Below are 19,632 nucleotides of genomic sequence, written 5' to 3' on the forward strand. Positions count from 1 at the left end.
ACCGTCAGCACGCCGTCGTCGAGCTGGCGATCCGCGACCTCAAAGACCAGGCGCTGGCCCACTTCCCGTCGGGCAAGTTCATGGCTAACGCCGCTTGGACGGTGATCGCCGCGCTGGCCCACAACCTGCTGCGCTGGACGCACCTGATCGCGCTGCCCGGCCAGACCGTCCGGACCGCACGCACGATCCGCCGACGACTGCTGAGCATCCCCGGACGCCTGACGCGCAGCGCCCGGCGAACCATCCTGCGGATGCCCGCCCGCTGGCCCTGGGCCCACGACTTCCTCGCCGCCCTGACGCGGCTGCGCGCGCTGCCACCACCCGCCTGACCCGCCCCGCGCCCCGCGACGACCACCGACGCCGCACCGCCGGCTTCGGCCTGCCCGCACCCGGGCCGCCGACCCCGACTCGACGCCCCGCCCACCCCTCAACACCATCACCAAGGCCGCTACGCGGCCCCAGCCGGTCACCGCAACCGCTCAAGAGCCCCAACAACACCGACACTCACGCCAGATCGGTGGATTGAGGCTCAGGCGGGCTGGTCGAGGGTGCGGGCGTGGGCCGAGGGCTGTGGACGTAGCGGGGGTGGGTGATGTCGCCATCCGTCGCGGCGCGGCTAAGCGCGGGATCGATGCCCATGTAGCCGGCGTCACGACCGCAGCGATACCGGCGACCAGCGCCCGGACCGCCATGACGCGAGCGCGAAGCGCCGCGCGGTGGCGATGTCAGCCACCCCCGCCGACCCGCAACGCCTAAGCCCGGCCGGCGGCCGAGTCCAGCTCGCCGCGCAGGTCTTCGACGATCGCCTTCTGGCGGTCGGCGAGCACGAGCGACGGGGGGCCGGCGGGGCGGGTGGCCTCGGTGGACGTGCGCTGGGTGCGCAGCGGCAGCTCGACGGTGAACAGCGCGCCGCCCTCGGGGGCGTCGCCGACGGCGACCACGCCGCCGTGCAGGGCGGCGATCTCGCCGACGATCGCGAGGCCGAGCCCGGTCCCGGACGAGCGTGAGCCGCGGCGGTAGCGCTCGAAGATGGCCTCGCGCTGGTCGGGCGGGACGCCGGAGCCGTCGTCGGCGACCTCGAGGATCAGCCGCCCGGGGGAGCTCGACAGCGTGCAGCGCACGACGCCGCCGTGGCTGGCGTGGCGGATGGCGTTGGCGAGGAGGTTGGAGACGACGGAGACAACCTTCTCCTCGTCGGCGACGGCGGTCAGGTGGTCGGGCACGCTGACGCGCAGGTCCAGGTCGCGCTGGGCGGCGATCGCGGCGAAGCCGTCCACGCAGGAGCGCACGATCTCGGCGACGTCGACGACCGCGGCCTCGAGCTGCTGCTCGGCGTTCTCCAGCCGCGCCATCAGCATCAGGTCCTGGACCCGGCGCAGCATCGTGTAGGCGTTGGCCCGGATGCGGGCGACGTCCTCGGCGTCCTCGCCGGCGAGGCGGCCGGAGTCCTCGAGGCGCCCGCAGAGGGCGAGCATGATCGACAGCGGCGACTTCAGCTCATGACCCACGTCGGCCAGCAGCTGGCGATGCTCGTCCTCGGCCGCGCCCTGGGGCTCCTCGGCCGTCAGGGCACGGCTGCGCCACCACCGCGACGGCGGACGTCGCCGGCGGTCGCCGGGCGGCACGTCGTCATCGCCGTCGCCGTCGCCGTCCACGTCGGCTCGGTGTGTCACGTTCTGTTCATCCCCTTTCCGTACGACGTCGTGTCCTCCGGAAATCTGCTTGCTCGATTGAATCGGCAGTTCGGAGGGTGCCCTGGGGGAACTTCCTAACCCACGGACCACGAGGCACCTCCCTCGCGGAGGCGGGCGCAAGTCACCCGCCGGGGCCGATGCGTGCCCGTAGGTTGCACGGTGCACGGTCCGCCGGCAGGAGAGCCCCGAACTGTGCGACGCCGCGTGAGCTGGGAACGCACCGGACGGTCCGTGCTCGGCGGCGCGTGGCCGCCGGGCGGTTCCCTTCAATCCCCAGGGGACCGCCCGTGCGGCCGCAATTCCTGCACTGGGGTAGAGAAATACCCCACGTAAGTGCATCAGTTGCCCTTTTCTTTGTCCTTCAATTTGCGGAGAGGCTCCGGTTGAGGACGAGACCGGGAAGGGCTCATCATGGGGATGGAATTCAAGGTTGAAGGGGATGCGCCGCTGCGCGTCATCGTGGCGGACGACGATCCGCTCGCGCGACGCATGCTGCGCGACGTGCTGCAGCTGGCCGGGATCACGGTGATCGCCGAGGCCGGCAGCGGGCGCGAGGCCGTGGAGCTCACGGCCTACTACACGCCGGACGTGGTCGTGATGGACCTCATCATGCCCGGCATGGACGGCCTGGCCGCCATGAGCGAGATCCGGCGCACCGCGCCGGAGGTGCGCGTGGTGATCCTGACGTCCAGCGACGACGACGAGGTCGGTCTCATGACGCTGCGCGCGGGGGCCTCCGGCTTCCTGTGCAAGAACGTCGGGATCGACGCCCTGCCGCGCGCGCTGCACTGCGCCAAGAACGGCGAGGCCGTCATCACGCGCCGCCTGACGATGCGGCTCATCGAGGACCTGCGCATGGTCCGCACCGACAGCGCAGGCCTGCGGCCGATCCGCAGCGCGCTGACGTCGCGGGAGTGGGAGGTCCTCGACCTCCTGTGCCAGGACCTCTCGACCGACGAGATCGCCGATCGCCTCGTGGTGTCGGTGGAGACCGTCCGGTCGCACGTCAAGAACGTCCTGCGCAAGCTCGAGGTGCGCTCCCGTCGCGAGGCCGTCGCGGTTGCGTCGCGGCTGCGCGCCGGCATGCTCGAGGACGGGCTTCCGGCCGGGGAATGACGGCCGGCGACCCTGCGCCGCGCGCGCAGGACGGCCTGGAGGCGTTCGCCGCCCTGGCGGCGCATCAGCTGGGGGAGGCGGTCGCGCTCATGCGCGGGGCCGCCTCCGTGCTGGAGAACGAGCGGGTCCGGATCGGCCCCGGCGGGCAGGACGCGCTCCGCGCGCTGAACGCCGGCGGCGAGCGCGCCCAGCGCTACGTCGACGACCTGCTCGACGTGGTGCGCGCGTCCTCGGCGGTCGAGGGGCCGACGTCCGCCGACCTGGACTCGGCGCTCGACGCCGCCGCCGCCGAGCTGGAGCCGTTCCTCGCGCGGGAGCGCGTGCAGCTGCGGCGCGAGCCGCTCCCGCGCGCGGCGCTCGACGCGCGCGAGGCACAGCGCCTGTTCACCCACCTCCTGCGCAGCGCGCTGGCCGCCGGCGCGAGCCGCGTGCTGCTGGCCGGCGGCACCGGCGACGACGGCGTCACGGTCGAGATGCTCGACGACGGCACGCCCGCCGCCGACGGCAGCCGGCCGTTCGAGCCATTCGCCCGCCCGCGCGGGCGCGGCCCACTGATCGGCGCCGGCGTCAGCCTGCCGGTCTGCCGCCGGATCGTCGAGCGCCGCGGCGGCACGATCGCGATGGCGACGCGCGAAGACGGCGCCACGCTCGTCACCATCCGGTTAGCGTCCGCAGGATGAGCGGCGAGACGAGCACTCGCGATCCGGTCCGCGTGCTCCTGGCCGACGACGCATCCGAGATGCGGGCGCTGCTGCGGTGGGCGCTGCTGCGCGACGAAGGCGTGACCGTCGTGGGCGAGGCCTCCGACGGCACCGAGGCCGTCGCGCTCGTCGCCCAGCACCTGCCCGACGTCGTGGTCCTCGACCTCCAGATGCCCGGGCTCCCTCCCGGCGAGCTGCTGGTCGCGATGGCCCAGGCGGCGCCCGGCACGCCGATCGTGACGTTCTCCGGCTTCGAGCCCGAGCTGGTCGCGCCCGTGCAGGCCCGGCTCGTCACGCTGCACATCCCCAAGACGACGGACCTGGCGCTCGTGCGCGAGTCGATCGTCGGCGTCGCCCGCGGCGCCGACGGGACATGACAGTCCCGTTTCCGGACGGCATACTGCGCCCGTGGCTCTCGCGCGTCAGGACGGATCCCGGCCGGCTGCGGCCCCGCGGGTGGTGGTCGTCGACGACGACGAGCAGCTTCGCGGAGCCCTGCGCGCCGCGCTGCAGGACGCCGGCCTGGTCGTCATCGCCGAGGCCGACAACGGCCGCGACGCGATCGACCTCGCCGCGCACTTCCGTCCCGACGTGATGATCATGGACATCGTCATGGCCAACATCGACGGGCTCTCGGCGACGCATCAGATCGTCGAGCGCGCGCCGAGCGTGCGGATCCTGCTGTTCACCGGCTCCGACGACCTCGACCTCGGCATGGTCGGCCTGCGCGCCGGCGCGGCGGGCCACCTGGTCAAGGGCGTCCCCGTGTCCGACATCGTCGCGGCGGTGCAGCGGATGGTCGCGGGCGAGCCGGTCGTCGGGCCCGACCTGACGTGGAGGCTGATCGAGAGCCTGCGCGGGCTGCCGGTGGGCGGCATCGGCGTGCGACCCGTGCGCAGCAAGCTGACCCCGCGCGAGTGGGAAGTGCTCGATCTGCTCTGCGCCGGGATGACCGTCGACCAGATCTCCGACGAGCTGGTGCTCGCACGCGACACCGTGCGCACCCACGTCAAGCGGCTGCTGCGCAAGCTCGGCGCGCATTCGCAGGCCGAGGCGATCTCCATCGCCAACGGCATCCGCGCGACGTTCGCGGCCACCGGCCGCGACGCGTAGCGCCGCGCGCCAAACCTCCTCGTCCACCGACGTGCCTAGCGCATTGGCCAGTGCGCGTGGGGGAGGGTTCTGACCCACCCGGGTGGTGCCCCTGACCTACCCATTCGGCGGAACCTCACCGTCGGAGCACGCCAGATATCCCCTCCCATCGATCGCCCGTTGGACCACGATTCACGTCGTAGGGCGAGCGTCACCGAAACGCAGGAAGCCGGACGGTGGCGCACGTGGCCCGAGAGCAACGTGGGGTGGAGCTAAATGAGCGTTGGGATCGTTGGACTCGGCTATGTGGGGCTCCCACTGGCCGTCAGCTTCGCCGAGGCCGGTGAGCACGTCATCGGCATCGAGGTGAACGCCCGCCGCGTGGCACAGCTGCGCTGCGGCGAGTCGTACATCGAGGACGTGCCGTCGGCGGCACTGCAGGCGGTCTCGGATCGCTTGGAGCCGACCACGCGCATCGCCGCGCTGGCCAAGGTGGACGCGATCATCGTGTGCGTCCCGACGCCGCTGACGCCGAACCGTGAGCCGGACCTGACGCCGCTGGTCGACGCCTGCCAGGCGATCGCGACGGTGCTCCAGGCGGGGCAGCTCGTGGTCCTGGAGTCCACGACCTACCCGGGCACGACCCGGGAGCGGGCGCTGCCCATCCTCGAGGAGTCGGGCCTGCGCGCCGGCGTGGACTTCCACCTCGCCTTCTCGCCCGAGCGCGTCGATCCCGGCCGCACGGACTGGACGCTGCAGACGACGCCGAAGATCGTCGCCGGCCTCACCGAGACCTGCGGGAACGCCGCCGAGGCGCTGTACGGCCTCGTCTGCGACTCGCTGGTCCGCACGTCCGAGCTGGAAAGCGCGGAGATGGCCAAGCTGCTGGAGAACATCTTCCGCTCGGTCAACATCGCCCTCATCAACGAGATGGGCGAGCTCGCCGACCGGATGGGCATCGACATCTGGGAGGTCATCGACGCCGCCTCCACCAAGCCCTACGGGTTCATGCGCTTCGAGCCGGGCCCGGGTATGGGCGGCCACTGCCTGCCCGTCGATCCGTTCTACCTCTCGTGGAAGGCGCGCGAGTACGACTTCTCCACCGAGTTCATCGAGCTCGCCGGCAAGGTCAACCAGCACGCGCCCTACCTGGCGGTCGAGAAGGTCGAGCGCAAGCTCAACGACATGGGCATGCCGGTCAAGGGCACGCGCATCGGCGTCCTCGGCGTCTCCTACAAGGCGGGCGTCGGCGACATCCGCGAGAGCCCGGCGCTGAAGATCATCGCCCGCCTCGGGCAGCTCGGCGCCGAGATCGCCTACCACGACGCCTTCGTGCCGTCGCTGTCCCAGTTCGACCTGCGCAGCGGGTCGCTGGACGAGGTCCTGGAGTTCTCCGACGTCGTGGTGATCGTCACCGCGCACCCCGACGTCGATCACGTCGGCATCGCCGAGCGCCACCAGGTCGTCGACCTTCGCGGGGTCACCCGCCGCCAGCGTGCCAAGGCCCGTCCGGCCCAGCACGTGTCCCTGAAGTCCGTCAAGGCGGCCTGAGGTCACATCATGAAGCGTCTTCTCATCGTCGCCGACCACTCACTCGTGGTCCAGGCAATCCGCATGGCCCTGCGTCAGACCGCGGGCTTCCATGTCGTCGGGTTCGTTGACGGCCGGCACTCCATCGGAGACCGGCTCGCCGCGAGCCGTGCCGACGTCGTCCTCGTCGACGACATGCAGAACCCCGAGCATCCGCTCGAGCGCCTGCGTGAGATCGCCGACGAGCTGCCCGACGCCAAGACGCTGCTGCTCACGACCCGCGTGGACGCCAAGTGGTTCGACGACGCCTTCGAGGCCGGGGCCGAGGCCGTCATCTCCAAGGCCGTCCACCCGGTCGCACTGGGCACGCTCGTGCGCGAGACGGTGCTCGGCCGCGTCGTGCACCGTCCGCGCCAGCCGAAGCGCGCGAGCGCCGGCGCCGAGGCGTGCCCGCTGACCGTCCGCGAGCTCCAGATCCTGCAGCTCGCCGCCCAGGGGTTCACGAACAACCGGATCGCCCAGGAGCTGTGGGTCACCGAGCAGACGGTCAAGTTTCACCTGTCGAACACGTACCGCAAGCTCGGCGTGGCCAATCGCACGGAGGCCTCTCGCTACGCCCACATGAATGACCTCGTGGCACCGTATGCCCAGCTCGCCTCCTGAGCCGGGCGTGGGTCAGCGCGAGACGTCGTGCGTGGCCGCCGCGTCCCTTCATGTGGTCGAGCCCGCCGCTGCGGCGGCGCGGGCGCGCCGCCAGGGCCGCCTGCATCGTGGGCGGGTGCGGGCGCTGGTGGCCGCCGACCTGATCGCCACCGCGCTCGGGTTTGCCGGCACGTACGCCTTCGCCGACATCATCGGCCCGCCCGCGGTTATCGGCCCGACCGGCGTGGTGGCTACGTTCGTGGCGCTGGCCACCGTGACCTGGGTGGGCGTGTTCGCCGCCTACCGGCTCTACGAGAGCCACAGCCGCGCGATCGCGCCGGGCACCTTCGACGAGATCGGGAACCTGTTCCACGCGCTGCTCGCGGGCTCGCTCGTCCTGCTCGTGGTGGGCCAGGGCGCCAAGCGTCTGGCGGGTTGGTCGCTGTACACGCCGCTCGAGGCGCTCATGTTCCTGGTGATCGCGCTCGTGACCATTCCCGTGCTGCGCGGCGCGCTGCGCATCTGGGTGTTGCCCAAGCTCATGCGGCCACGGCGCACGCTCATCGTCGGTGCGGGCGAGGTCGGGCGGCTCGTGCGCCGCAAGATCGACGCGCACCCCGAGTACGGCCTTGAGTTCGTGGGCTTCGTCGAGGACGACCCGCGGACGGCGGACGACGTCGTGGGCCGCACCGCGGACCTCACCGCACGCGTGGACGCGCTCGACATCGACTGGGTGGTGCTCACCGCGAAGGGCGACTCCTACGAGGACACGCTCGATCGCGTGCGCGCGGTACGGCGGCCCGACGTGCACCTCTCGATCGTGCCCGACTACTTCGAGCTGTTCGCGTCCAACGCAGCGATCGAGGACATCGAGGGCCTGCCGGTCGTGAGCCTGCCACCTATGCGCCTCTCCCGGAGCGTCCGGGTGCTGAAGCGGACGTTCGACGTCACGGCGTCGGCGCTCGGTCTGCTCGTGCTCTCGCCGCTGCTGTTGATGACCGCGATCGCGATCAGGCTCGACAGCGGCGGACCGGTGTTCTTCCGCCAGCAGCGCCACGGCCGCGGCGGCTCCGAGTTCTCCATCGTCAAGTTTCGGACGATGGTCGATGGCGCCGAACAGCAGCGCTTCGCGCTCGCCCATCTCAACGAGATGGACGGCGGCGGCCCGCTGTTCAAGATCAAGGATGACCCACGCATCACCCGCATCGGGGCCACCCTACGGAAGCTCAGCATCGACGAGCTGCCGCAGCTGTGGAACGTCCTCAAGGGCGAGATGAGCCTCGTCGGGCCCCGGCCGTTCGTGGTCCACGAGTCCGAGCGGATCACCGGCTGGGCCGGCCGCCGGCTCGAGACGACGCCCGGCATCACCGGCCTCTGGCAGGTGCTTGGGCGCAACGACATCCCCTTCGAGGAGATGGTCAAGCTCGACTACGTGTACGTGACCAACTGGTCCCTCTGGTGGGACATCAAGATCCTGTGTCAGACGATTCCCGTCGTGCTGACGCGCAGGGGAGCCTACTGATGAACGTCTTCGTGATCCCGGCGTACAACGAGGAGGGCAACCTGCCCCGCCTGCTCGCCGACCTCGAGGCACGCCCCGAGCTGTGGCGCGGCGGCCACGTCGTCATCGTCGACGACGGCTCCCGCGATGCCACGGCCGACCTGGCCGCGGCCTATGACGGCCCGGTCCCGCTCGTCCTCGCCCGCCAGCTCCGGAACCAGGGCGCCGGCCGTGCGTTCGACCGCGGGTTCCGGATTGCGCTCGGTCTGACGGGCGACGCCGACTACATCATCACGATGGAGTCCGACACGACCAGCGACCTGGACGCGCTCGCGACGATGCTCGCGGTCGCGCAGGAGGGCACGGACGTCGTGCTGGCCTCCCACCACGGCGCCGGGCAGCTGCTCAACGTCTCGGCGCACCGTCGCCTGCTGTCGCGCGCCGCGGGCTACGCGATCCGCCGTGGCGCCGGCCTCGACGCCCGGACGGTCTCTTCGTTCTTCCGTGTCTACCGCGCACAGGCGCTGCACGCCGCCTATGCGCGGCACGGCACACGCTTCATCCGCGAGCCCGGCTTCGCCTGCAAGGCCGAGATCCTCGTCAAGCTCGTCGCGGCCGGCTGCTCGGTCCGTGAGGTGCCGGTCAGCCTGGACTGGTCCCGGCGGGAGGGCGAGAGCAAGATGCGCGTGCTGCCCACCATCGGGGGCTATGCGCGGATGATGGCCCGACAGGTCGCCACACGAGAGCCGGTCGCGACACACGAGCCGGTCGGCACGCGGGACCGCGCGTGAGCGGGCGCGACGTCGGCATCGTCGGCGGCGGACTGCTCGGCGTCGGGATCGCCTACCGCCTCGCGCGCGCCGGGGTAAAGGTCACGCTCTACGAGCGCGACGCGCGCCTCGGCGGCCTGGCCGGCACGACCGACCTCGGCGGCTATGACGTCGATCGCTACTACCACGCCGTGCTTCCCACCGACGACCGTGTCCTGGCCCTGGCCGAGGAGGTCGGGCTAGAGGAGGAGTCGGTGCGGATGCGCCGGCTCGGCGTCGGGTTCTTCCACGACGGGCGGCTGGCCTCGATGTCAACGCCCAAGGAGCTACTGACGTTCCCGGGGCTGGCGATGCGCGACCGCATGGCGCTCGTCGGGTTCGTCGCCCGCTGCCAGCTGCGCAAGGGCCACGCCGACCTCGAGGACGTCCCGCTGGAAGGCTGGCTGCGCCGTATGGCCGGCGACCGCCTGTGGGACCGCCTGTGGCGTCCGCTTCTGGAGTCGAAGTTCGACGGCCGCTACCACGACCTCCCCGCCACGTACATGTGGTCGAGGATGCGCCGGACCGCCGGCACGCGCGACCGGTCGGGCCAGGAGGTCATGGGCTGGATCCACGGCGGGTATCAGGAGCTCGTCGACCGGCTGGGCGCAGAGGTGGGGCGCCGCGGCGGCGAGATCCTGCTCGACACGCGCGTCGGCGGGATCCCGTCGCAGGACGGTCGGGCGCTCGGCGTCGTCATCGATGGGCGGCTGCGGCCGCACGACCTCGTGGTGACCACGCAGCTGCGCCCAACGCTCGAAACGCTGGTCTCCGAGGAGCTGGCCGGGGCGCTCGGGCCCGACCGCAATCGCTACCTGGGAATCGTCTGCCTCGTGATGCGCGTCAAGCGCAGCGTCAGCCCGTACTACGCGCTGAACATCACCGACCGTAGCGTCCCCATCACATCGATCGTGGAGACGACCCACGCGGTCGATCCTGAGGCCGTGGGCGGCCACCTGGTGTACGTCCCGCACTACGTCGACCCCTCCAACCCCGAGCTCGATCGCTCCTCCGCGGAGATCACGCGGGAGTTCACGGGCCACGTGCGGCGGATCTTCCCGCACTTCGACCCCGCCGACGTGCTCGCCAGCCAGGTGGCGCGTACGCGGATGGCCGAGCCGGTGCATACCGTGGGCGTCGCGCAACGCGCCGGAGACCTGTTCCCGGCCCCGGGCCTCGCCGTGGCGTCGTCGGCGCGCATCTATCCCGAGATCGTCAACGGCCAGGCCATCCTTGGCGTGTCCGACCATGTGGCGGAACAAATCGTGAACTCGACCTCCGGCCAGGCCAGGCTGCGGGCCGCTTGACCATCATGACCGTTATGGAGGAATTCACCATGCCCCTGCCCGCAAAGATCGGTGTGACCGGCGCCGCCGGCTTCATCGGCTCGAACCTCGTCAGCCGGCTCCTGGCCGACGGATGCTCCGTCGTCGGCGTCGACGACCTCTCGGCCGGTACCTTGCGCAACCTCTTTGACTGCGTTGACAACTCGAGCTTCGTCCTGCACCAGTTCGACTGCTGCGATGCGCAGCGCCTGCGCTCGGCCTTCGACGACTGCGACCTCATCGTCCACCTCGCCGCGCTGAAGATCCCGCGCTACGGCGGGGCGCTCAAGACGCTCGAGGTCAACGTCAAGGGCTCCGAGGCCGTCTTCGAGGTGGCGCTGGCCACCGGCGCGCGCGTAGTGCAGGCCTCGACGTCGGACGTCTACGGCAACGCCGTCGCGCCGTTCCACGAGGACGACCCGATCGTCCTTGGCCCGCCCACCAGCCGGCGCTGGTCCTACGCGACGTCCAAGCTCATGGACGAGCACCTGGCGCTGCGCCTCTTCGAGGAGCGCGACCTGCAGGTGACGGTGCTGCGCTTCTTCAACGCCTACGGGGTGCGCAACCACGCCACCTGGTGGGGCGGTCCGATGTCGCCGTTCATCGAGAACCTCCTCGAGGGCAGGATGATGGAGCTACACGGCGACGGTCGCCAGGTGCGCACCTTCACCTACGTCACCGACACGGTCGACGGCCTCGTGCGCGCCATCGCGACGCCGGAGTCGGCGGGCGAGATCATCAACATCGGCGGTGACGATCCCATCTCCATCATCAAGCTCGCCGAGGCCGTGCAGGCCGCGCTGGACATCCCCGGCCCGCTGCGAGCCACGCTGCTCCCACTCGACCAGATCGGCGGCAAGTACCAGGACGTCCGCGTCCGTATCCCCGACACCGAGAAGGCGGCGCGCCTGCTGGGCTTCCGGGCGACCGTGGGCCTGGAGGAAGGCCTGCGCGAGACCATCGCCTGGCACATGACCCTGCGCGCCGAACGGGTGCCGGAGGCGGCCGGGGCGGCGTGAGCACGCGGGCCCTCACGAGTGCAGGTCTCGCGGAGCGGATCCCTGAGCGTATCCGCGCCGCGCGTCCTCGGCTTGAGGCTGTCGACCGCTCCGAGGCCGCGCTGCTGTCGGTGGGCACGCTGGCGTCGGGTCTGCTGGCCTACGTCTTCAACGTGCTGGCCGCGCGCTCGCTGGGGCCCGACATCTACGGCGCCATCGGTGCCCTCTGGGCGGGGATGTTCCTCGTGGCGGTACTGCTGTTTCGCCCGCTGGAGCAGACCGTCTCGCGCGCCGTGGCCGACGCGGTCGCCCGCGACCTCGACGCGCGGCCCATCATCCGGACCGCCGCGATCCTCGGCGCCGGCGTCACGGTCGCCGTGTCGCTCGTCCTGGCGGCAGCATGGGGCCCGATCACCGACGGGCTGTTCGGCGGCCGCGCGGCGCTGACCGCCGCGCTGATCGCCGGCGTCGCCGGCTACGGCGCGTCCTACTTCGTCCGCGGCCTGTGCGGCGGCGTACGCTGGTTCGGCGGCTACGGACTGCTGCTGCTCGCCGACGGCGCGATCCGCGTCGTCGTGGCGCTGCCGTTGCTACTGGTCGCGTCTCCTACGGTCGCCGCGATCGCGGTGGCCGCCGCAGCCGGCGGCGGCGCGGTTGCGCCGCTGCTCTGGCACCGGCGCAGCGCGCTGCGTCGCGCGACGGCGGGCGACGAGCCCTCGCAGTTCCCAATGGGCTCAGCCGCGCGCTTCGCGTTGCCCGCCGCCGTCATCGCCGGCTCCGAGCAGGTGCTCGTCAGCGGGGGCCCGTTACTCGTACTCATCGCCGGCGGCCCGGACGCCTCCAAGGCGGCGGGCGTCGTATTCGCCGCGACATTGCTGCTGCGCGCGCCCGTCTTCGTCTTCCAGGGCATCGCCGCCTCGCTGCTGCCGAGCTTGACGACCTTCGAGGCGCGCGGGGATCACGAGCGCGCCCACCGGGCGACGGTGCTGACCGCGCTGGCGCTGGCCGGCTTCGCGACGGTCGTCGCCGTCGGCGCGCTGGCCTTTGGGCCCGCGGCCATGTCGCTGCTCTACGGCGACGGCTTCGAGGCCACGCGGATCGACCTCGCCATCCTGGCGCTGGGCGTGGGCGGCTTTTTGGCCGCCAGCACGTTCTGCCAGGCGCTGCTGGCCCGCACCCGCGCGGGCCTGGCGGCGCTGTGCTGGAGCTCGGGCGCCGCGTCGTTCGTCGCGCTCGAGCTGGCCCTGCCGGGCGCGGTCTTCCATCGCGTGAGCATCGCCTTCGCCGTCGGCAGCATGCTCGCCGCCGTGACGCTGATCGCCTCGGTGTGGAAGACCGCGCCGTGAGCACGATGGCCGCCAGCACCACCTTGTCGCCGCGAGTGCGCGCGGCCACCTCGCGCGAGGCCGTCGTGGTCGGTGGCCTCGTCGTCTGGTCGCTGGCGCTCCTGCTCCTGACCTGGGGCCGCTGGGGCGACCTGACGATGGACACTGGCTACGACCTGCTCGCCGCATCGCGCACCGCCCACGGCGAGCTGCCGTACGCCGACTATGTGTACTTCTACGGGCCGGTCGGCCCGTTCCTGCTGGGCGGGATCTACGCGATCACAGGCCCCGCCCTCTGGCCGGCCGTCGCACTCGGCCTGGCGATGGCGTTCGCCACGATCGCGCTGACCTACCGGTTGGCGCGGGTGTTCGTCGAGCCGGTGCCTGCCGCACTGGCGGCCGGGCTGGTCGCGTCGGCTGCGCTGGGCAGCGCGAACAACTCCTACGTCCTGCCGCACACCACCTCCGGGCCGCTGGCCACCGCGCTCGTGCTCGGCGCCGTCCTTGTACTGGCGCGTTGGCTGCGCGACGGCGAGCAGGAACTGCGCCGCCCGGTGATCGCCGGCGGCCTAGTGGGGTTCGTCGGGGTCACGCGGCCCGAGGTCGCGCTGGCCGTCTACGTCGCGATCGCGTGCTGGCTGGCGGTGCGCGTCTGGAGTGCGGGCGCCGCCGGGCGCGGCCTCGCCCTGCGCCAGGGCGCCGCGCTGCTCGCGCCGGCAATCGTCCTGCCGCTCATGGTCTACGGCGCATTCCTGACCGTCGTCTCGCCCCACGACCTCCTGTGGGAGAACCTCTACCCGCGCGACTTCGTGCGGGCGGGGGGGGACGTCGTCCTCAAGGCCCACGCGCCACTGACTGCGCTGAGCTTCGCCAAGCTGGCGGGCCACGCCGTCGCCTACGCGGCCGGCCTCGCGGCGCTGGTGGGCGCGGGCGTCGCGATCGAGCGCGGCGGACGCCTGCGCACTGTCGTGCTCGCCGGCGCGGGCCTGGCGGTCGTCGCGTTTCTGGCCGTGCTGGTGGCCAAGCCGGACACGGTCCGCTTCTACCTCAAGTGGCCCTACGCCTGGATCCCGGCCGGCGCCGCGCTGGCCGTGCTCGTGCTGGTCTGGCGCCGCCGCCGCGCCGAGGCCGCCTCGCCAGCCGCCGAGATCGCGCTCCTGCTCGTGCTGCTCATGGCCGGGCTGACGGCCAACACGTACGCCGAGTTCCTGCCCTACCCCAACGCACGCTTTCCCGCCGCGACCGCGTACCTGCTGCCGCTGGCGGCGGTGCTGCTGGTCGCCCTGCACGTGCGCCTGGCGCCGCGGGGCCGCGCCGGCGCGCTGCTCGGCGTCGTGTGGATCGGCGTGCTGGTGGTGGCCAATGCGGGCCTGTCGGTGCACGACGCCCGGCAGGAGAGTCAGAGCGTTCGGGGCCTGCACGGCACGCTGGGCGCGCACCCGGCCGAGGCATCGGCGCTGCGCCAGGCGCTCACCGTGATCGCCCGCGAGACGCGCCCGGGCGACCCCATCCTCTTGGCGCCCCAGATGTCGGCGCTGTACGTCATGTCCGGCCGACGTGACCCCTTGCCGCAGCTGTCGCTCCTGCCAGGGGCACTGGCGACCGCTGCCGACGAGGACCGCGCGATCGCGCAGATGGATCAGTTGCGGCTGGCGATTACTGACCGAAAGCCACTGGACGTGTACGACCAGGGGGCGTTCGGCACCTCGTACGACCAACGGATCGCCGCCTGGCTCAAGCGCAAGTTCAGGCACGCCGCAACCCTGCGCGGGGATGGCCCGGATGGTCGTTCCCTAGATATCTGGATCAGGAGATCCCCATGATGCCCTTCCCCCTCAACCGCCCCGTCGTGCGCTTGGCGACGATCGTCATGATCGCCGCCGTCGCCGCGATCTTCATCGGTCTCCGGCCGTCGGAGCCCCACGCCGCCACGGCGCCGTCGGCGCCCGTCGGCGTGACCGCGATCGCCCTCGACGGCGAGGTGAGCCTGTCATGGAAGTCCGTCGCGAGCGCCACGAGCTACGTGGTGCTGCGCGGGACGACGCAGGATGCGATCACCACCCAGGTCAGTCCGGCGGGTCTCTCGGCGACGACGTACGCCGACGCGACCGCCGCCAACGGCACGGGATACTTCTATGTCGTCAAGGCCGTCAACGAGGAGGCCCCGTCGCCCGCGTCGCAGGTCGTCCAGGCCACGCCACGGGCACGGACGTGCAGCTCGTCGAACAAGATCGTCAACGAGAACTGCTTCCCGGGCACGACCGCGTGGAAGACGCTGGACGCCACGCGGGCGTACGACAACGGCATCGAGGGCTTCACGTCGGCCTCGAGCGTGGACCGGGGCGGCAGCGTCGACTTGCGCGTCAAGGCGGGCGACGACACGGCGTTTCACATCGACATCTACCGCACGGGTGGCTACAACGGCGCGCAGGGACGACTCGTCTCGTCGATCCGCGGCCTCACGGCGCCCTACCAGGGCCCGTGTGAGGAGGACGCGACCGGGACGGGCGTCGACGACTGCGCCGGCTGGGCCCCGGCCACCACGCTGACGACCTCGGCCGACTGGCCCACAGGCGTCTATCTGCTCAAGCTCGTGCGCGACGACAACGGCAACGCCAACGAGGTGCTGCTCGTCGTCCGCGACGACAGCGCCGCCTCGGAGGTCCTCTACCAGGTGCCGACCACCACCTACCAGGCCTACAACAGCTATTCCAAGGGCCTCTACGAGTGGCTCAGCGCAGGGCCGAACACGATCGCCGGCACGAGCCGGGCGGTGAAGGTCTCGTTCGACCGTCCTTACAGCCAGCCCGTCGCCGGCTCACTCCGCAATGACTGGTACACGCGCGCCGACCTCCAGGCCGTCTCCTGGATGGAGTCCCAGGGCTACGACGTCAGCTACGCGGCCGACGAGGACATCGACGCCAACCCGGCGCTCGCCCTCGGGCACGACGTCCTCGTCTCCGGCGTGCACGACGAGTACTGGTCGACGCAGATGCGCAACGCCTGGAAGGCCGCGCGCGACCAGGGCACGTCCCTGTTCTTCCTCGGCGCCAACGCTGCCTATTGGCGCGTGCGCTTCGAGAACAGCGGCGTCTCGGGCGCCTCACGGCGCGTGGTCGTCGCCTACAAGACCGTGCAGTCAGGCCCGCCCGATCCCGTCTCGAGCACGAGCACCTGGCGCGATCCCGCGGGTCCCAACGACCCCGAGAACAGCCTCATCGGCCAGCAGTACATCGGCGACAACGCCTCAAACTTCTTCCCACTGGAGGTGTCCGCGGCGCAGGGCAAGCACCGGCTGTGGCGCTACACGCCGGCCGCCGACCAGGTCGCCGGAGGGACGACCTCGATCGGCACCGACATCGTCGGCTGGGAGTGGGACTCGCGCGCCAACAACGGGCAGGAGCCCGCGGGCGTCACGACCGTCGCGTCCTCGCCGGTCACCGGCCACCTCAGCCAGAACAACGGCGCGAGCTGGGCCCCCGGGTCGGGCACGCAGATGACAACGATCTACCGCGCGTCCGGTGGCGGCCTGGTGTTCGCGACCGGCACGAACCACTGGGGCCGCGGGCTGGCGCCCAACATCGATGGCAAGGGCGGGGTCAACGCGCAAGTCCAGCAGGCCACCGTCAACGTCCTGGCCGACATGGGCGTGACGCCGGCGACCCCGTCGGCGGCCGTCACGATCGACGCGTCGGGCCCGCCGCAGGTCGTCTCGACGACACCGGCGTCCGGCGCCTTCGGCGTTGTGCCGAACCAAGCCATCAAGGCAACGTTCGACCGTGAGCTCGACCCGTCGACGATCGACGGCGCCGCCGTCACGCTGACGCCCGAGGGCGGTAGCCCGGTCGCGGCGACGGCCTCGCTCGCCAACCCGTCCAAGACGATCACGCTGACGCCGACCGAGACGCTGGATCCGTTCCGGCGCTACACGGCACGCATCGCGACGAGCGTCACCTCGTGGGAGGGCGTCGGCCTGGTGAGCGCCTACTCGTGGAGCTTCGTCACCGGTCCCGGCACGCCGCCGGCGGTCACGTCGACGACGCCGGCCTCGGCTGCCACCGGCGTCGTGACCGACCGCATGATCACTGCGGCGTTCGACCGCCGCCTGACCGCCTCGACCGTGACGACCTCGTCGGTCGCGGTGGCGCCCACCGGCGGCGGCGCGAACGTCGCCGCGGCGGTCTCCTACGACGACGCGACCCGCACGGTGCAGCTGACGCCGTCGGTGCGCCTGGATGAGTCGAAGTCCTACACCGTGACCATCGGCACGTCCGTGCAGGCCGGTGACGGCACGCCGATGGCGGCGGCCAAGACGTGGTCGTTCAGCACGGGCACCAACCTCAAGGTGACGACGAAGACGCCGGCGCCGCTGGGCACCGGGCTCTCGCCGGCGACGCCGGTGCGCGCCGTGTTCTCGCGCGCGGCCGACGCCGCGACGGTCACGTCCGCGAACGTCAAGTTGCTCGACCCGTCGAGCAACCCGGTGCCGGCAACGGTGGCCTACGACGGCACGACGCGCACCGCGACGCTGACGCCGAGCGCACCGCTCAGCCTAATGACGACCTACACGGCCATCGTGACCAACGCCGTGCGCGCCGCCGACGGCGCGCCCATCGACGGCACGACCTGGACGTTCTCGACGGCGGCCTCGCCGCCGCCGGCGCCGGCCGTCACAGGCATCTCGCCCGCGGCGGGCAGCAGCAGCGCCACCAACAGCGCGACGATCCGCGCCAGCTTCGACGTCGCGATCGATCCAGCGACAGTCACGGCGCGTTCCTTCACGCTGACGCCGACGGGCGGCGGCACGCCGGTCGCGGCGACGGTAATCCATGACCCCGCGCTCAACCGCGCCGTGCTGACACCGCTGGCGCCGCTGGCCACGGCGACCGGCTACACCGCCACGGTCAGCACCGCCGTGCGGTCGACGACGGGCGCGCCGCTGCCGGCCGACGTCACGTGGTCGTTCACCACCGCTAACTGCCCGTGCTCGCTGATGAGCGCGCTCACCCCGACGCAGACCGGCATCCCGGTACGCGATGGCCGGGGCGGCAGCGGCCCGTGGACCTACGAGCTCGGCACGCGGCTGACGGTCGCGAGCACGACGACGCTGACAGCGCTGAAGTTCTACAAGGACGCCAAGGAGACGGGGACGCACATCGGCCGCGTGTGGAACTCGGCCGGCACGCAGCTCACCTCGGTCACCTTCCAGAACGAGAGCGGGTCCGGCTGGCAGCGCCAGGCGCTGACCACGCCGCTGACGCTCAGCCCCGGCCTGGTCTACACGCTGTCGGTCGGGCTGAACTCGTACTTCGTCAACGCGAAGTCGGGGCTCGCCCAGCCGCTGAACAGCGGCCCGGCGACGACGATGGCCGACGGCAACAACGGCGCCTACAACACCACCGCAGGGCAGTTCCCGAACCAGTCGTGGAACTCGACGAACTACTTCGTCGACGGCGTGTTCAAGCTCCCGCTCGCGCCGGCGCGCACGCCGGCTGTTACGACGCGCACACCCACCGACGGCGCGACGGGCGTGGCCCGTGATGCCAAGGTCACGGCCACCTTCAACTACCCACTCAACCCGTCCACGGTCAACGGCTCGACCGTGACGCTCAAGGACGGCGCGACGACCGTCGCGGCCACGCGCGCCTACAACGACGAGACGCAGACCGTGACGCTGGCGCCCACCAGCCCGCTGGACATCGGCACCACGTACACGGTGATGCTCAGCACGGCGATCAGCTCCGACGACGACACCCCGATGGCCGCGCCGGTGACCTGGTCGTTCACGACCGTCCCGCCGACGCCGCCCGTGGCGACGGGCACGTCGCCGTCGTCGGGCGCGGCGAACATCTCGGTCTACGAGCCGGTCACGGCGACGTTCGACCAGGCGATGGACGCATCGACGATCACGACGACGACCTTCATGCTGGCGCCCGCGGGCGGTGGCTCCCCGGTGGCGGCGAGCGTGTCCTACAACGCCACGACGCGCACCGCGACCCTGACGCCCAACGCGCCGCTGTCGGGATCGACGGCCTACACGGCCACGGTTACAACCGGCGCGCGCAGCTCGCGCAACCTGGCACTCACGGCCCCCGTGAGCTGGGGCCTGACAACCTCGGCTTGCCCATGCCGGCTGTTCTCGACCTCCGACGCGCCGAGCTCGCGCGGCCTGAGCACGGCCAACGGGCGCCCCGGCGGCCCGTGGTCGCTCGAGCTCGGCGTCAAGATCGAGGTCACGCAGACCGCGCGCCTGTCGGCGATCCGGTTCTGGCGCGATCCGGCGGAGACCGGCACGCACGTGGGACGCATCTGGACGACGAGCGGCACGCTGCTCGGCAGCGTCACGTTCTCGGGCGAGACCGCCTCGGGGTGGCAGCAGCAGGCGCTGAGCACGCCGCTGCGGCTCACACCGGGTCAGAAGTACGTCGTCTCGGTCGGTTACAACGCCTCGTTCGGCATGACCGGCAACTCCGTCCTACGCAACGGCATCGTCACCGGCCCGCTCAAGAGCGTCGTGGACAACTCCAACGGCGTCTACGCCGACGCGGCCGGCACGTTCCCGACCCAGAGTTGGTACTGGGGCAACTACTTCGTAGACGCGGTCGTCGAGTAGGAGGCCGGACTCGGGACACTCGCCACGGGCATTGCCGGCGAGATCGCCGAGGCCAAGGCGGTGACGCGCGGGATCGTTCAGTTCTCGGGCACGACGGTCTGGCGCTGGGCCGTCTGAGGTGCGATCCGGCCGTGGGCCTGGCGGTCTTAGCCTCGATCCACCGTTCCATCCGGCCGTTGGGGTGGAGTGACCTCCCAAGCGGGGCTTGGTAGCGACAGATTGCGCCTGTCGCGGCCCCGCTCAGGAGGTCACCCACATGGTGAACGAGCAGGCGGTCGTGGTGTTT

Annotated in this window: 15 protein-coding genes; 14 read left to right on the forward strand and 1 reads right to left on the reverse strand. The window is 71.6% G+C overall.

Annotation, left to right across the window (positions count from 1 at the left end):
- Window positions 1–329, forward strand: a 329-nt coding sequence (locus tag VK501_RS23325; RefSeq protein WP_324341756.1) for a transposase, incomplete at its 5' end; no start/stop codon positions are given.
- Window positions 330–752: 423 nt separating this feature from the next.
- On the opposite strand, the gene VK501_RS23330 is transcribed toward VK501_RS23325, so the two are convergent.
- Window positions 753–1,673 carry a HAMP domain-containing sensor histidine kinase gene (locus tag VK501_RS23330; protein ID WP_324341758.1) on the reverse strand — a complete coding sequence of 307 codons (921 nt, stop codon included), beginning with the start codon at window positions 1,671–1,673 and terminating at the stop codon, window positions 753–755.
- A 432-nt stretch (window positions 1,674–2,105) separates the two neighbouring features.
- Between VK501_RS23330 and VK501_RS23335 the strand changes: the two genes are divergently transcribed.
- The 13 genes from VK501_RS23335 (at window position 2,106) to VK501_RS23395 (ending at window position 19,346) form a co-directional block, all read left to right on the forward strand.
- Window positions 2,106–2,810 (forward strand): response regulator transcription factor, encoded by a 705-nt coding sequence (locus tag VK501_RS23335; RefSeq protein ID WP_324341760.1) that lies wholly within the window; start codon window positions 2,106–2,108, stop codon window positions 2,808–2,810.
- A complete protein-coding gene (locus VK501_RS23340) occupies window positions 2,807–3,490 on the forward strand; it encodes a HAMP domain-containing sensor histidine kinase (RefSeq protein ID WP_324341763.1) in 684 nt (227 codons plus the stop codon). Before VK501_RS23335 ends, VK501_RS23340 begins: the two co-directional genes overlap by 4 nt.
- Window positions 3,487–3,888: a response regulator transcription factor gene (locus VK501_RS23345; protein ID WP_324341764.1), complete on the forward strand. Its 402-nt coding sequence runs from the start codon at window positions 3,487–3,489 to the stop codon at window positions 3,886–3,888. The genes VK501_RS23340 and VK501_RS23345 overlap by 4 nt, the downstream gene beginning before the upstream one ends.
- A gap of 31 nt (window positions 3,889–3,919) precedes the next feature.
- Window positions 3,920–4,624, forward strand: coding sequence for a response regulator transcription factor (locus tag VK501_RS23350; RefSeq protein WP_324341766.1), 705 nt, complete (start codon window positions 3,920–3,922; stop codon window positions 4,622–4,624).
- A 255-nt stretch (window positions 4,625–4,879) separates the two neighbouring features.
- Complete coding sequence (locus VK501_RS23355; RefSeq protein WP_324341768.1) at window positions 4,880–6,154, forward strand: nucleotide sugar dehydrogenase; 1,275 nt, start codon at window positions 4,880–4,882, stop codon at window positions 6,152–6,154.
- A 9-nt stretch (window positions 6,155–6,163) separates the two neighbouring features.
- Window positions 6,164–6,796, forward strand: coding sequence for a response regulator transcription factor (locus VK501_RS23360; RefSeq protein ID WP_324341770.1), 633 nt, complete (start codon window positions 6,164–6,166; stop codon window positions 6,794–6,796).
- Between the two features lie 31 nt (window positions 6,797–6,827).
- A complete protein-coding gene (locus VK501_RS23365) occupies window positions 6,828–8,297 on the forward strand; it encodes a sugar transferase (RefSeq protein ID WP_324341772.1) in 1,470 nt (489 codons plus the stop codon).
- Entirely contained in the window at window positions 8,297–9,067 is a 771-nt protein-coding gene (locus VK501_RS23370) for a glycosyltransferase family 2 protein (protein WP_324341773.1), read from the forward strand. Before VK501_RS23365 ends, VK501_RS23370 begins: the two co-directional genes overlap by 1 nt.
- The gene (locus VK501_RS23375; RefSeq protein WP_324341775.1) at window positions 9,064–10,392 is read left to right on the forward strand and encodes an FAD-dependent oxidoreductase; all 1,329 of its coding nucleotides are present in this window, start codon (window positions 9,064–9,066) and stop codon (window positions 10,390–10,392) included. The genes VK501_RS23370 and VK501_RS23375 overlap by 4 nt, the downstream gene beginning before the upstream one ends.
- 29 nt (window positions 10,393–10,421) lie before the next feature.
- Entirely contained in the window at window positions 10,422–11,429 is a 1,008-nt protein-coding gene (locus VK501_RS23380) for an NAD-dependent epimerase/dehydratase family protein (protein ID WP_324341777.1), read from the forward strand.
- Entirely contained in the window at window positions 11,426–12,754 is a 1,329-nt protein-coding gene (locus VK501_RS23385; RefSeq protein WP_324341779.1) for a hypothetical protein, read from the forward strand. Before VK501_RS23380 ends, VK501_RS23385 begins: the two co-directional genes overlap by 4 nt.
- A gap of 5 nt (window positions 12,755–12,759) precedes the next feature.
- The gene (locus VK501_RS23390; protein ID WP_324341781.1) at window positions 12,760–14,556 is read left to right on the forward strand and encodes a hypothetical protein; all 1,797 of its coding nucleotides are present in this window, start codon (window positions 12,760–12,762) and stop codon (window positions 14,554–14,556) included.
- A complete protein-coding gene (locus tag VK501_RS23395; RefSeq protein ID WP_324341783.1) occupies window positions 14,556–19,346 on the forward strand; it encodes an Ig-like domain-containing protein in 4,791 nt (1,596 codons plus the stop codon). The genes VK501_RS23390 and VK501_RS23395 overlap by 1 nt, the downstream gene beginning before the upstream one ends.
- The last annotated feature ends 286 nt before the right edge of the window (window positions 19,347–19,632 follow it).

The organism is Baekduia sp. (assembly GCF_035318805.1).
Classification (GTDB): Bacteria; Actinomycetota; Thermoleophilia; order Solirubrobacterales; family Solirubrobacteraceae; genus Baekduia.